The organism is Brevibacillus brevis (assembly GCF_031583145.1).
GTDB classification, from domain to species: domain Bacteria; phylum Bacillota; class Bacilli; order Brevibacillales; family Brevibacillaceae; genus Brevibacillus; species Brevibacillus brevis_E.
Genome location: NZ_CP134050.1, coordinates 3407252 through 3420236 on the forward strand (window position 1 = coordinate 3407252; position 12985 = coordinate 3420236).

The following is a 12985-nucleotide window of genomic DNA, read 5'->3' on the forward strand; positions in this document are numbered from 1 at the left end:
CAAAGGCGATGCCGGGCTGTTTCCTCAAGCAATGTCACTTCGTCCGCTCCAGCATTTATCGTGGTGCAGACACACCTGAGATCAGCGTTTCCACCACTTCCAGCACGTGACGGACATCATCGTCGGTAATATGGCGATGCGTCGTAAAACGGGTGACATACTCGTCAAAGTCTACCGCATACACGCCGTGTTCGGCCAAAGAACGGAGGAAATCCACGGCCGTCAGCTGGATCCCATCGGTTTTTACCAGAACGATATTCGTCTCGACCGGCTCGACCGCAAGGGAAAGCTCGCGAAAACCATCCGCCAGCAGTTTGGCTCGCGCATGGTCTTCCGCAAGCCTCTCCGTCATTTCTGTGAGGGCGAGAATGCCTGGCGCAGCCAAATACCCGACCTGACGCAAGCCGCCTCCCAGCTTTTTGCGCCACCATCTCGCCGCTTCGATGAAGTCCCTGTCACCGGCCAAGATCGAACCGACAGGAGCGCTGAGGCCTTTGGACAGACAAACCTGCACGGAATCCGTAAAACGGGTGAGCTCACGCACGTCTACGCCCAAGGCTGCGGCTGCGTTGAACAGGCGCGCTCCGTCCAGGTGAACGGGAATCCCATGCTTCTGCCCGACATCATATACGCTCTTCATCTGCGCGGGAGAAACGACAGCCCCGCCTGCTCGATTGTGCGTATTCTCCAGACAAATCAGCTTCGTTCGCGGAAAGTGGATGTTGGTGGTAGAGCGAATCGCTTTTTCCACATCTTCGGCCCGGAGCGCCCCCCGCTCGCCATTCAAGGTCCGCGTTTGTACCCCAGCGAGAGCCGACATCGCCCCTCCTTCGTAGTAGAAGATATGAGAGTCGGCCTCCACGATGACCTCGTCTCCGTTTACGCAATGCGTCAGTACCGCCACTTGATTGCCCTGCGTCCCGCTCGTGACAAACAGAGCGGCTTCCTTGCCCAGCTTCTCTGCCGCGAGCTCCTCCAGGCGATTGACCGTTGGATCCTCGCGGTATACATCGTCGCCGACTTCCGCATCCGCCATCGCACGAATCATCGCGTCCGTCGGTTTGGTGACGGTGTCGCTGCGCAAATCAATTTTTCTCATGGCCTCCCCCTCCTCCTGCATTCTTCATTTCGTAACACTTTCCACATTGCATCGGCAATTCCCTCTTTGTTACTATGGAAGAGAACTTACATACAGTTAGGAGACCTGTCCCATGAAAGTGAAAATCACGCGCAATGCGGCGAAGCAGCTGAAAACCATTATGGAGCAAGAAGAAGACAAGGATCTCAAGCTTCGCGTCTACATCACCCACGCGCACGGCGACCACGCTCACTACGGTCTCGCTCTGGACAAGCCTACTGAAGAAGATGAGGTCATTTCCACCGACAAAGAAATCGATGTGATCGTGAAAAAGGACGAGTCTCTGCTGGACGGGATCATCCTCGATTACTTGTATCTGCCGGAAGAAGGCTTCGTCATTACGAATCCTTCGAAAGGCAACACCGGAGATCACTAAAAGAAACAGCACAAATCCCCCTGCCGCTGAATGCAGCAAGGGGATTTTTGTTTGTCCCGACGGGTAAGCGCTAGGCAGTCGTATAGAGCTCGGCTGGTAAATCAAGTAGCAGCGGCGCTTTCGTTCCCTCGCCGACGGTCATGACCAGGCGGTGCACCGGACGCGTCATCGCGACGTAAAGCAGCTTGGCGTCCCATTCCGTATCGGCGTACTGTTCGACATCCAATAGAATGACGACGTCAAACTGCAGGCCTTTGGTCAAGAATGCGGGCATCACGGTGACGCCGCCGGGAAACTGGCTGTCTTTGCTGCCGAGAAGAGTCACGTTCGGAATTTTATCCTGCAAGCTTTTGTGCGCCTTTTTGCTGCCCCCGATCGTCTTCGTCACGATCGCGATGGTCTGGAAGCCCTCCTCCAAAAAGGAAGCGACGCGCCGGGATATATCCGCCCACAGCTCCACTCGAGAGGTCGAGGTCACCATGACCGGCTTTTCGCCGTGCCTAAGTACCGGTTTGGCCAAAACCGTCTCCGGTAGCTCGATCTGCCGCAATACTTCGTTTGCGCATTTCATGATCTCAATCGTGGAGCGATAGCTCTGCGACAGCGTATAGTAAGCGGACCGGATCTTTTGGAAGACGCCCTCGGTCAATTCCTCCCACGTATGAATGCCACGGTAGGAATGAATCCCTTGTGCGATATCGCCCACGACGGTTAGCGACTGGTTTTTCGTAGCGAGAGACACTACGGCGATCTCCAGTGCGCTCAAATCTTGCGCCTCGTCCACTACCGTATGATCGAAGTGTTCGGCCTTGCTCATGCCCTCGATGATGTGCTGTAAATAGAGCAGCGGCGCAATATCCTCGACCTCCAATCGCCCGTCTGCAAACAAGGCGCCCGATGACTGGCACACGTCCCTGATGACGGTATCGTTCACATCGTCAAAGGCCAGCCTCCGCAATAGGCTCTCATCGGTCACTACTTCCCGGTATGCTTCGAATACGTCCAACCGTGGAAAGGAAGTCATGTACGTATCCAGAATCTGTTCCAGCATCTTTTCGAATCTCGTCAACCCTTGCTTGTCCAGATCGATCTTCAATTCGCGCAGATGAGCGAACATTTGCTTGCTCATTTCCTGCTTCAAATGCTTGCGCAAAGCGTCCAAACGGCGATGATACGGCAGCTGCGCGAACTGCTCCAAAAAGCTTTGGCGAATGAAGTCGCCACTGATGGTAAAGACGTGCTTCGTTTTGTTGTATTGAAAACTCAGTTTTTTGAACGGGATTCTCGTCTCAATGACGAAGCGGATGTACTGCTCCAGTACGTCCCTGCACGCAAGCGAGCCCTTGAAGCGCAGTCGATTGCGAGTCGCTTCCTGCTCCCTCTCGTCTTGCCCTTCCTCAAAGAACAACTGAAGCGGCTTATCCGGGCTAGTGATTCTCCACCCTTTCGGAATCAATGGCTTGACGAGCCTGGCAGCCCAATCCACAAAGGTCGATTGCTGGACGTCATCCACGCCCAACTCGGGCAGCACATCGGAAATGTATGTAAGGAACATCCGGTTCGGAGCAAACACCATGAATTTTTTGGATTGCATCGAATCCTGGTAGTTGTAAATCAGGTAGGAAAGCCGGTGCAGCGCAATGGTGGTCTTCCCGCTGCCTGCCACCCCTTGGACGACAATCGGACGCTCTTTTTCGGCCCGGATGATATCGTTCTGCTCGGACTGAATCGTGGCGACGATGTCTTTCAATCTGCTGTCGTTGGCCTGATTGAGATTGGCCGCCAAAAATTCGTCGATAAAGCCTTCCTGCAAAAAGTCGTCCGGATCGCCCATTTCCCGATGAATCGTCTCTTTTACCGCTCCATCGTAGATCCCGGTGATTTTCCCGTTCTCTATGGCAAAATTTCGCTTCAACGCCACTTCCCCGCGAACAATTTCCCGTCCCATCCGGTAGAACGCATCTTTGCTCTCCCCGGAGTAGTACAGGCTTGCAATCGGCGCCCGCCAGTCCACCACGACGGAGTCAAAAGTATCTCCACGGACAATCCCACGTTTCCCGATGTACACCTGATCGCGCTCGTACACCTCGTCCTTGATGAAATCGACGCGGCCAAAATACGGCTTTTCACGGCCATGGTCCTCCAGATAACGAAGGTCTTTCGCCTTCTTGGAATTCACGACCTGTTTCACATAATCGTCGGTCGCTTCCCGAATATCTTCGCGAAGCTGCGCGATTTCCTGATCGATAATGGCAATCGTCTCGTCGAGCTTCTTTTGTTCCAGTTCATACTCCCGGTGCTGGGTACTCATACCCATCCCCCCTCTCATTCACTCATTCTCGATAAGACGCTACTTCATGACCAATGACGAGCCATCCAGACACCCGCTGCGCATGCCAATAGACCTGCCGCCAAACTAAGCAACGCGTATACCGTACCACGGAGAATCTGGCCATCGCCCCAAAAAGAAATGACCTCCAGGGAAAAAGTCGAGAAGGTCGTAAACCCTCCCATCACTCCTGTCGCGAACAACAAGTACACTTGAGGCGGAAGAATCCCCTGTTCTTTGCCCCAGACCGACAGCATGCCGATCAAAAACGAACCGATTATGTTCGCGAGCCAGGTGCCCGCCGGCAGCCCGGGGCTGTTCGCTGCCAGAGAGAGCCCGTAACGCAGGATCGAACCAACCGCACCCCCTGCCGCTACCGCAATCCATGCCATCATCATGTTCACGCCCTTGCTTACCGATTCGGAACAAAAAGACACCCCGGCAATAAAGCAAGGATGTCTTTGCTATCCATACATATCTGTTATCTTACTGTTTCGGCCCATTTTCTTCAAGGTCTTCCACATAACGGATCGAATCGAGGTTTGCTTTCAGCGAAAGCCTTACCGCATCGATGTATTTTTGACGAAGCTGTTTTTGTTCGAGCTTCTCTTCCTCGGACAGTCCAACTTCACGGGATTTTTTCACCAGTTCATTAATGCGTTTAATTTCTGCTTCGGATACCACTGCTTCTCCCCCCACCATTGAGTAATGCCGCTTTATTATACCACAATGGACGCACCGCGCAAACAAATCGGCAGCTTTCACAGGAGCAAGATCATGTGGTGTAGTCTTGCTGGACTGGCAGTACCGTCTAGAATGCTCCCCCGCATCTTACTGCGCAACAGGTATTCGCAGTGTCTGCCCCGGGTAAATCACGACACTGTCGAGATCGTTCACTTCTTGAATGGCCGCCACCAGCTCTTTCACGTCCATCTGTGCTTCCTCCTGGTAGCGAACAGCCAGCTTCCAAATACTATCGCCTGCTCGCACCGTTACTTCTTTCACAGGAAGAGTCTCTTCTGCACCAGAGGCAAACACCAGTTCGGTCAAGAGGTAAAAAAAGAGAGAGAAGCTAATGAGAAACAGTAGCGCCTGACCTCTTGTAATCCCAAAGCGAGAGCGGCGGACTTCTCCTTTATTCCAACGGTTCTGTATCGAAATGGTCGACATCTCAATTCCCCCAAACACTTGTTCTGTTTTCTTGGATTCATCATAAACGAGAACATATGTTCATGTCAATAAAAAAAGAATCGAACTTACGTTTGTCGAACGCAAGATCCCATGGTATAATATAGGAAAATATGTTCGAGAAATCCGAGGTGTCTTTTATGTCTAAACTATCCAATCGACAGCAAGCCATCATCGACTTCATCCGCAAAGAAGTCCGCGACAAGGGTTACCCTCCCTCTGTTCGGGAAATCGGAGAAGCCGTCGGCCTTGCCTCCAGCTCTACTGTCCACGGACACTTGGCCCGTCTGGAAAAGAAAGGCTTGATCCGCCGCGACCCTACCAAGCCTCGTGCAATCGAGCTGCTGTCCGAGGAAGATCGCTTTCAAGACGATTTTGAAGATTCCGTAGTTCGCGTCCCTGTCATCGGGAAAGTCACGGCCGGTCAGCCGATTACCGCAATTGAGGATGTGGAGGAATACTTCCCTCTGCCGGAAAACATCGTGACATCGGACAAGGTGTACATGCTGCGCGTCTCCGGGAACAGTATGATTGACGCGGGAATTCTCGACGGGGATTACGTCATCGTGCGCCAGCAGCACGTCGCCAACAACGGGGATATCGTCGTCGCCATGACCGAAGAAGACGAAGCGACCGTCAAACGATTCTTTAAAGAAAAAAACCACTTCCGCTTGCAGCCGGAAAACGCGACGATGGAGCCGATCATTCTCGACACGGTTACCGTTCTCGGCAAAGTCATCGGCGTCTACCGCCTGATTCACTAATCATGAAGTAGAATCAACAAAAAGGACAGCCGCGGCTGTCCCTTTTTCCTGTTTGATTACGCTGCGAGGAAAAACCAGATCATCATCACCAGCTGCAGCACGACTTTCACTATGGCGCTGCCGAGAAAGCCGATCAGCGATCCGAAGCCGGCCTTGACTGCCCGCTCCATCGTCTGATTTTGAACGAACAGCTCTACCAGAACGACAAAAACAAAAGGCAGCACAATCATTCCGATCGGCGGGAACACGAAGATCCCGACAAAAATTCCGACTACTGCTGCTGCCGAGGACCATTTTGAACCGCCGTATTTTTTAACGAAGTACATATTCGTCAGCACGTCTGCTCCATACAAAAGAATGCTGAGGCCGACCATCCCCCACCAGAACGATGCCGGCAGCCCCGCTCCCGGCTCGGCAATAAAGAAATGATAGAGCAAAAATCCCGCCCAAAGGAGGATCGTATCAGGCAGTACCGGCAAGAAGATTCCGGCGATGCTGAGTGCGAACAGCGCCACCACGACAATCCACAGGATGATTTCCATCAGTTCCACTCCTCTCTCTAAGGATATACGTGCCAATAGGCATTCCGTTGCAGGTGATTGCCCTACCTTTCGGGTTACCAATCTCCTTGTCTGCCACCTACTTTACGAGGGTTACCCAAACGCATTGGTTTGAAACGGAGGTATTTTTCGATGTTCGATTGGCGCGATCTTTCTTATTTGCAGACAGGAACGTCCAGACAACAGGCAGCCTGGCAGGCTCTTTTCCGGACCGGGGTGATGGCTGTTTTGCAATCGTACGATCCCGTTCTCGCAGGAACGCTCCCTCTTCAGATCGATGTGGATGACAGCGACCTGGACATTATTTGCGAATGTCAGGAGCTGGACCAATTTGAGGCCAGCGTGCGAGCTGCCTATGAAAGAAAAGACGGCTACGTTGAAGAGCGTCACTTCGTGGGCGGTGTGGAGACGGGCATCATTCGCTTTTTCAGTGATGGCTTCTGGTTCGAGCTGTTCGCCCAGCCGATCCCGGTCGAACGTCAAAACGCCTACCGTCATATGGTTCTCGAAGCCAGGCTGCTAGAGCTGGGTGGGCCAGAAGCCCGTCGGGAGATCCATTTGCTGAAGAAACAAGGCATCAAAACCGAACCCGCTTTTGCCCGCTACTTCGGCATTCCGGGGGAAGATCCCTACCTGTCTTTGCTTCGGCTGGAATCCTTCACCGACGAGCAATTGCGGGAGCTTGTGAAAGCGAAAACCTCGTGAACGCTTCGCTCACGAGGTTTTTTGCTGCTTCTATAGAGACTGACGAGTTCCAGCTGTTTGTCGATAGCATCCGGGTTTGGCTGTGGGTGATTTCTCAGATGGACGCTCATATCCCCTGTCAGGTTTCCGTAGAGATCTTCCGCTAGGAGCGGCCCGAACGGCGCTATCATGCGAGCGATTGTCGGCAGTCTGGTGCAAAGTCACGTACGCGGACCGCCCCAAAAACGTTCCTTGAACTCCGCACATCCCCGTTGCTCAAATCGTCAGCTTTCTGATCGAAGACTCCGTTTCTTTCATCCGTCCTTACAATATTTCAATATACCCTTCTGTCCCATTCACCCGAATACGTTGCCCGTCTTGAATCAGCTTCGTCGCATTTTCCACCCCGACAACTGCTGGCAGGCCATATTCACGGGCGATCACGGCTCCATGGGTCATCAGTCCTCCCACTTCGGTGACTAGACCTTTTACGGAGACAAACAATGGGGTCCACCCTGGGTCCGTAAAGGAAGTGACTAATATATCTCCCTCTTCCAGTTCGGCATCTTCCATGTCTAAGATGACACGAGCCCGGCCCTCTATCACTCCGGAAGAAACTGGCAGGCCCACCATTGCACTTGCCGGCAGATTTTCCCGTTTGTACTCACCTGTAATGATTTCGCCATCAGACGTGATTACACGGGGTGGAGTCAGTTTTTCAAAGTACTTGTACTCGTCTTTTCGATTGCGGATGATCTGTTCATCCAGTTTGTTTGTGCGTACGACTTCGTGAAGTTCTTCAAACGTGAGATAGTAGATATCTTCTTTTTCATGAATAACGCCGTTCGCTGCGAGCTGTTCGGCTTCCTTCAGCAAAGCCTGCTTGTAAACGAAGTAGCGATGGATCATGCCGTATTTTGGATATTCCCGATATCCGCTGAAATTGCGGATGAGGTCGATCTTTTGTTTTGTCTCTTTGGCTTTTTGTTCGCCATCCGGTAACTGCTTCAATCGTTCGATCAGCTCTTGTTCCTTTTCCAAAGCTTCCTTGCGCCCCTGCTCAAATTTCCGCTTGCCCGCATTTGGCTCAAAGTTTTTGATGTTGCCTAGAATCAGAGGAACAAGAGCCGTTGGTTTTTCACTCCAACGCGTCCTCGTGATATCGATCTCCCCGGCACATCGCATTCCGTATTGATCGAGAAATGCTGTGATAGCGTCCCGGGTTTCCTGTCCACCATCAAACGCAATCAGTCCCTCCAAAAAGCTATCATCTTTTACCTGCTGTAAATATTTTATGACTTCCGGATAAGGACGAATCACATCTGCGACATCCATTAACGCCAAACCCATTTCCGAAGTAATATTGTTTGGTACCGATTGAGAAAGCGTATCTGCCGCGTTTTTCTCACCTAACCATTCGTTCATTTTTTCATTGATCCATGACGAAGCATTCATCGCAGCCATAATCAAAGCCGAACTTTGTGGATCAAATAAAATCTTCTTTAATTGCTGAATATCTTCCCGAATGAACTCAAACAAATCCGGTCCCGATTTCGTTTGGATGCTCTGCTTTAGCTCTTCGATCGATGTTTGACTACGCTTCATCAAATCCGAGACGATTGTCGGATCGTTTTCGATTTGTACTTGAGCTCCCCAAGGCGGCGTTCCTTTTTTGCTGATATCAGAACTCTGTCCGTTTGGATCGTTGGGCAACGACTGGATAAAATCCCCTCGCTCGATGATGGTCATCAGTGCGTCTTTTACGAGCGGTTCGGATTGTCCCAGGGTATTTACCAACATTTGTCTGCCGTCAGGCGAAGCCAGCCTATTTGTAACATCAACAAACAACCTTCCTCCAGCCGTGCGCATGGGTGCGGCAGTCGTTAGCAGGAAAAAAGACAGCCCCAATGGTTTAATGGGGTCGGTCATCATTTGCTGATGACCGACGGATATATAGACGCGATTTTCCTGATCATTTGCTTCGGGGATGGGGTATAACGTCGTGATCGGTCGACTCTGGACAATATAAAACGTATCGTTGGCCAAACACCACTCAATATCTTGCGGCTGTCCAAAATAAGCTTCGATCTGTCTTCCGATGCCTGCCAGCTGTAAGATTTGTGGGTCCGAAAGGGTCTGCGCCTTTTGCCGGTCAAGTTCGAGCTGCTGTGTCTTCGTTCCGCCTTCTTTTCGCCCATATACCGCTAGTTTCTTTGTTGCGATCCTCTTGCTGACGATTTCCCCTTCCCGCACTTTATAACAATCCGCAGATACGATGCCTGAGACCAATGCTTCTCCAAGTCCAAAGCTGGCATCGATGGACAGCTGCTTCCGGTTGGCTGTAATGGGATCCGCGGTAAACAATACCCCTGAAGCCTGTGGGAAAACCATCCTTTGAACGATTACGGATAATAAAACTTGGCTGTGGTCAAAACCATTTTGCATGCGGTAGATGACCGCACGATCCGTAAAGAGGGAGGCCCAGCATTTGCTGATATGCTGCAAGATGGAATCGACGCCGATGATATTTAGATAGGTGTCTTGTTGGCCAGCAAAAGAGGCATGCGGTAAATCTTCAGCTGTCGCACTCGAACGCACGGCATAAGCATGTTCTTCTCCAAACAGGGAGAGATAGTGAGCGACTGCGGACGCGACATCGGAAGGGATGCCTGCTTCCAAAATCGTTTGTCGGATCTTCCTGCTGATTTCACCGATTTGTTCCCGATCCTCTACTTTTAGCAAGGTGAGTCGATCCAGCAAAGCATGGTACGCTTCGTTTTGCTCGATCGCTTTTTGATATCCCACGGTTGTAACACAAAAGCCTTCTGGTACTTGGATTCCTTGGATTCCTTGAATGCTGGATAATTCCCCCAAGTGCAACCCTTTCCCGCCAACGAGCGAAAGCTGCGTTTTTTCCATTTCCTGAAAACCGAGAACCAAAGAGCTCATTCAACCTCTCCCCTAACAAGTAAATTGAGAAAAACCATTTGACATGAGTTTACCGGCATGGTACAATTAAATTGTAAAATAAGATAACTTTGACCTTATGAGGCTGAACAGTCGTAAACCGATTGTATCATTGTGCCTTTTTATTTGCAATAGAAAAGAACCTGGTCATCCGCCCAGGTTCTTTTTTTATGCTCTGTGTACACCACGCGCGGACCGTTCGTGTTTCTCGTAGACCCCTACTTGGAAGCTGGCGCATTTCCTGTTTTCAGCCGGGCATACGTTTCACGATCCATCCCGATATACTCCGGTCCAAAAATGGACAGGCCCCTCTCCGTCTCCCAAGCAGCAGGCGCGGGGAAAGTCACTACATCGACGATCATTCCCGGCTGGCAAGAGGGATTTAAGATCGGCTCTCCCGTCTTGTGATCCAAGATCGACAAAAGCTCCGGAATAATCGAAAGGATTTCGTCCTGCTGCGTTGCCATCATAAATTCATTGCGAAACCAGACACGAACCAGGTCATCCTGTTTCTGTCCGTACGCCTCGATCGTCACCTCTCCCTCGATGAAACCGCCGACATCCTGCCAGGAAGCCGAGCGAATGATGCCATGACAGAGATGCTGGCCGCCGCCCGCCTTTGCTATGGCGTGGGCAGGAATGCTTCCCTGCTCGCTCGCCAGCCGCATGGCTCGACCGACCTGCTCGGCCTTGGACAACGTCCCGATGATGACCGTTTCTTTCAGTCGCTTTCCATCTACGGGATGATCGCATACCCCGGCCAAATTGCCTGACGTTCCGGCAAAAGCACGAGCAATTTGCTCCGCGCGGTCATGATTGACGGCGTGCTGGACGATCAAGGTATCCCCAAAACGGTTGGCAAGCGCAAAGGGAGAGATGGATACATCATAAATATGGAAGGTCGTATGGGCCAAATCGGGAACAGCGCGACCGGCCGGATCCGCATCGATCAAAGGAACGCCTAATTGAATGGCGGTCTCGATTGCACATGCCGTGTTTCCTCCAAGCTCGGTGGCGATCACTGCCTTGATTTCCTTGCCCAAATATTTCTGCAAGGCTCTAGCAGCAAGCGTCGACACTTCATCCGGCAGAATCGGCAATCCCTCGAGACGTTTTCTCACTTCCTCGGGTGGCGGAGCTACGGAACCTACGTAGTAGGGTGAGGCAATCAGCCAGTCATCCTCGACCTCCTCCACGGAAATCATCATTACCGCCTTGCCGCTTGCGTACAATTTGCGGACGAGCGACAGTCCATCCGTGAGGCTTCCTCCTCCCCCTGTTCCAAAGATGCACGCTCCGTAGAGCATGTCCTCCGTTTCCTGCAACGTTAGCTGTCTCAAAATGTGGCAAACTCCCTTCTCCTACATGCTATTTCTATCCGCTACTCCAAGATTTGTCCTTCCGTTTCCGGCAAGAACAGAATAATGCAGAGCGTCATGACCATGAAAATCTGGATAAACGACACCGTCGTATTAAATGCCCATCCCCAACCGATCACCATCCCGATTATCGAGGGAGCGAGCGTATTCGCCCAGCGCTGAGCACCTGCCCCGAAGCTGTAGCCGGCGACCCGGCCGTTTGTCGGATAGATTTCGCCAAACCATGTATTCCAGACGCCCCACGCACCCAGGCTGAAGAAAGCCAATGCAAAATTGCAGATATACAGCTGCGTCATGTCACCTGCATACGCAAAGCCAAAGCCGCTGACTACCGCAAGTGCAACAAACGCTACCATCACTTTCTTGCGTCCATACTTACCCGTTAGCCAAGCAGCTACCATGTAGCTGGGAACCTGGAACAGCGTCGACAACGCCAGAAAGGTCAAGCTTTGCGACATGGACAACCCTTTTTGCGCCAGCAGTGTCGGAATCCACGTGTAAAGACCCCAATAACCGAAAGCAAACGCAAAGTTCACGATGGTTTGAAATGCCGTCAGCTTGCGGAACCGCTTGGTAAATATCGTAAAATAATTCCCTTTTGTCATCGGTTCGACCCACAGCTCTTCATGCTCCCCGATCGTCAGCTTGCCTTGGCTCAGATAACGGATGGCTTCCTTCGCTTCTGCCTGCTTCCCTTTGCTTGCGAGCCAATAAGGGGATTCCGGTATGTTTCGAATCATCAGGGCCCACAACCCTACCAGAGAGCTGAGCACAATGATCCCGCGCCATCCGCCCAAAAGTCCGTCCCCTTGCAAAAAGAAGGCGGTCACGCCGAGCGCGAGCAGCATCCCGAGGGGCCATCCCGCCGAGAGATACACGACGCCTTTGCCGCGTTGCTTGACGGGGAGCATTTCCTCAAAGTAGGGATAACCGGAGATCATCACTCCTCCGAGTGCTACCCCTGCAAGCAGCCGGACGGTATACAGCATCAGAAAGCTGGTGGAAAACGGTGTCAGCAAGGAGATGAGACTAAAACTAATCAAGCTGTACATCAATGTTTTTCTGCGGCCTACCCTGTCTGCGATAATCGCCCAGATATAAGTGCCGGGAATCATTCCCAAATAGATGGACCCGATCAACGAGCCTTCCTCGAGGGGAGACAATTGAAAATCTGCCGCGATGGAGCTGCTCAGGAAGATAATCAACATCATCTCCCAGGCCTCGATGACGGAAACGATGAATAAGACGATTCCGACAAACAAGTGCATTTTCGTGAACGGCATCCGTTCAAACAGTTCCCCTACTTTAACGATCTGTTTTTTGTTTTTGGAGACCTCCATGTGTCGTCGCCCCTTTTTTTGTGAAAAGCATGTCGTCGCTTTTCATAAACGTGTGCCGCTTCAAACGGTTACGAAACAAATGAAACGCTTTGACTTCCCATTCGGGCGGTACTGGTAACCGACCTTTTTGCTTTGACTCCGATTCAATTTCCGTTTGATATTTGCGAAAAATTCCGGATATTCCACGGATGCCAGGCGAATCCGCACCTTTTCCTTGCTCTCAGGAATCCCCTTTTGGAGTAGACATGCGAGGGAGCAAG

The 12985-nt window shown here is 51.7% G+C and carries 13 protein-coding genes; 3 read left to right on the forward strand and 10 right to left on the reverse strand.

The annotated features are described in order from the left end of the window. Window positions 1-55: 55 nt before the first annotated feature. Complete coding sequence (gene ltaE, locus RGB73_RS16935) at window positions 56-1099, reverse strand: low-specificity L-threonine aldolase (RefSeq protein ID WP_310763817.1); 1044 nt, start codon at window positions 1097-1099, stop codon at window positions 56-58. A 112-nt stretch (window positions 1100-1211) separates the two neighbouring features. On the opposite strand from ltaE, the gene RGB73_RS16940 reads away from it, so the two are divergent. Continuing rightward, a complete protein-coding gene (locus tag RGB73_RS16940; protein ID WP_310763819.1) occupies window positions 1212-1514 on the forward strand; it encodes a HesB/IscA family protein in 303 nt (100 codons plus the stop codon). Window positions 1515-1584: 70 nt separating this feature from the next. Here the strand turns inward: RGB73_RS16940 and RGB73_RS16945 are convergent, their stop codons facing one another. The 4 genes from RGB73_RS16945 to yneA all read right to left on the reverse strand — a co-directional run bounded on the left by RGB73_RS16945 (window position 1585) and on the right by yneA (window position 5013). Beyond that, window positions 1585-3825: a HelD family protein gene (locus RGB73_RS16945; RefSeq protein ID WP_310763820.1), complete on the reverse strand. Its 2241-nt coding sequence runs from the start codon at window positions 3823-3825 to the stop codon at window positions 1585-1587. A 44-nt stretch (window positions 3826-3869) separates the two neighbouring features. Next, complete coding sequence (gene crcB / locus RGB73_RS16950; RefSeq protein WP_310763821.1) at window positions 3870-4241, reverse strand: fluoride efflux transporter CrcB; 372 nt, start codon at window positions 4239-4241, stop codon at window positions 3870-3872. 88 nt (window positions 4242-4329) lie between these two features. Continuing rightward, window positions 4330-4527, reverse strand: a complete 198-nt coding sequence (locus RGB73_RS16955; RefSeq protein ID WP_310763822.1) for a DUF896 domain-containing protein — start codon at window positions 4525-4527, stop codon at window positions 4330-4332. A gap of 147 nt (window positions 4528-4674) precedes the next feature. Then, window positions 4675-5013: a cell division suppressor protein YneA gene (gene yneA / locus RGB73_RS16960; RefSeq protein ID WP_310763823.1), complete on the reverse strand. Its 339-nt coding sequence runs from the start codon at window positions 5011-5013 to the stop codon at window positions 4675-4677. A 158-nt stretch (window positions 5014-5171) separates the two neighbouring features. Between yneA and lexA the strand changes: the two genes are divergently transcribed. Then, window positions 5172-5795 carry a transcriptional repressor LexA gene (lexA, locus tag RGB73_RS16965; protein ID WP_310763824.1) on the forward strand — a complete coding sequence of 208 codons (624 nt, stop codon included), beginning with the start codon at window positions 5172-5174 and terminating at the stop codon, window positions 5793-5795. 56 nt (window positions 5796-5851) lie between these two features. Here lexA and RGB73_RS16970 read toward each other — a convergent pair whose 3' ends face one another. Further along, complete coding sequence (locus RGB73_RS16970; protein WP_310763825.1) at window positions 5852-6337, reverse strand: DUF456 domain-containing protein; 486 nt, start codon at window positions 6335-6337, stop codon at window positions 5852-5854. A 150-nt stretch (window positions 6338-6487) separates the two neighbouring features. Here RGB73_RS16970 and RGB73_RS16975 point away from each other — a divergent pair, with 150 nt between their 5' ends. Then, a complete protein-coding gene (locus tag RGB73_RS16975; protein WP_310763826.1) occupies window positions 6488-7060 on the forward strand; it encodes a DUF4269 domain-containing protein in 573 nt (190 codons plus the stop codon). Here the strand turns inward: RGB73_RS16975 and RGB73_RS30630 are convergent. The 4 genes from RGB73_RS30630 to RGB73_RS16990 form a co-directional block, all read right to left on the reverse strand. Continuing rightward, a complete protein-coding gene (locus tag RGB73_RS30630) occupies window positions 6985-7230 on the reverse strand; it encodes a hypothetical protein (RefSeq protein ID WP_396136113.1) in 246 nt (81 codons plus the stop codon). The two genes, RGB73_RS16975 and RGB73_RS30630, sit on opposite strands and share 76 nt — an antisense overlap. 133 nt (window positions 7231-7363) lie before the next feature. Beyond that, complete coding sequence (gene ppsA, locus RGB73_RS16980; RefSeq protein WP_310763827.1) at window positions 7364-9988, reverse strand: phosphoenolpyruvate synthase; 2625 nt, start codon at window positions 9986-9988, stop codon at window positions 7364-7366. A 236-nt stretch (window positions 9989-10224) separates the two neighbouring features. Continuing rightward, on the reverse strand, window positions 10225-11346 hold the full coding sequence (locus RGB73_RS16985) for an S-methyl thiohydantoin desulfurase family protein (protein ID WP_310763828.1): 1122 nt from the start codon (window positions 11344-11346) through the stop codon (window positions 10225-10227). A 41-nt stretch (window positions 11347-11387) separates the two neighbouring features. After that, the gene (locus RGB73_RS16990) at window positions 11388-12725 is read right to left on the reverse strand and encodes an MFS transporter (RefSeq protein ID WP_310763830.1); all 1338 of its coding nucleotides are present in this window, start codon (window positions 12723-12725) and stop codon (window positions 11388-11390) included. Window positions 12726-12985: the final 260 nt, after the last annotated feature.

What these genes read in the sequence shown, in the direction of transcription:
- ltaE (WP_310763817.1), bottom strand. Translation starts at nt 1,099, where the DNA reads ATGAGAAAAATTGATTTGCGCAGCGACACCGTCACCAAACCGACGGAC.
- RGB73_RS16940 (WP_310763819.1), top strand. Translation starts at nt 1,212, where the DNA reads ATGAAAGTGAAAATCACGCGCAATGCGGCGAAGCAGCTGAAAACCATT.
- RGB73_RS16945 (WP_310763820.1), bottom strand. Translation starts at nt 3,825, where the DNA reads ATGAGTACCCAGCACCGGGAGTATGAACTGGAACAAAAGAAGCTCGAC.
- crcB (WP_310763821.1), bottom strand. Translation starts at nt 4,241, where the DNA reads ATGATGATGGCATGGATTGCGGTAGCGGCAGGGGGTGCGGTTGGTTCG.
- yneA (WP_310763823.1), bottom strand. Translation starts at nt 5,013, where the DNA reads ATGTCGACCATTTCGATACAGAACCGTTGGAATAAAGGAGAAGTCCGC.
- lexA (WP_310763824.1), top strand. Translation starts at nt 5,172, where the DNA reads ATGTCTAAACTATCCAATCGACAGCAAGCCATCATCGACTTCATCCGC.
- RGB73_RS16970 (WP_310763825.1), bottom strand. Translation starts at nt 6,337, where the DNA reads ATGGAAATCATCCTGTGGATTGTCGTGGTGGCGCTGTTCGCACTCAGC.
- RGB73_RS16975 (WP_310763826.1), top strand. Translation starts at nt 6,488, where the DNA reads ATGTTCGATTGGCGCGATCTTTCTTATTTGCAGACAGGAACGTCCAGA.
- RGB73_RS30630 (WP_396136113.1), bottom strand. Translation starts at nt 7,230, where the DNA reads ATGATAGCGCCGTTCGGGCCGCTCCTAGCGGAAGATCTCTACGGAAAC.
- ppsA (WP_310763827.1), bottom strand. Translation starts at nt 9,988, where the DNA reads ATGAGCTCTTTGGTTCTCGGTTTTCAGGAAATGGAAAAAACGCAGCTT.
- RGB73_RS16990 (WP_310763830.1), bottom strand. Translation starts at nt 12,725, where the DNA reads ATGGAGGTCTCCAAAAACAAAAAACAGATCGTTAAAGTAGGGGAACTG.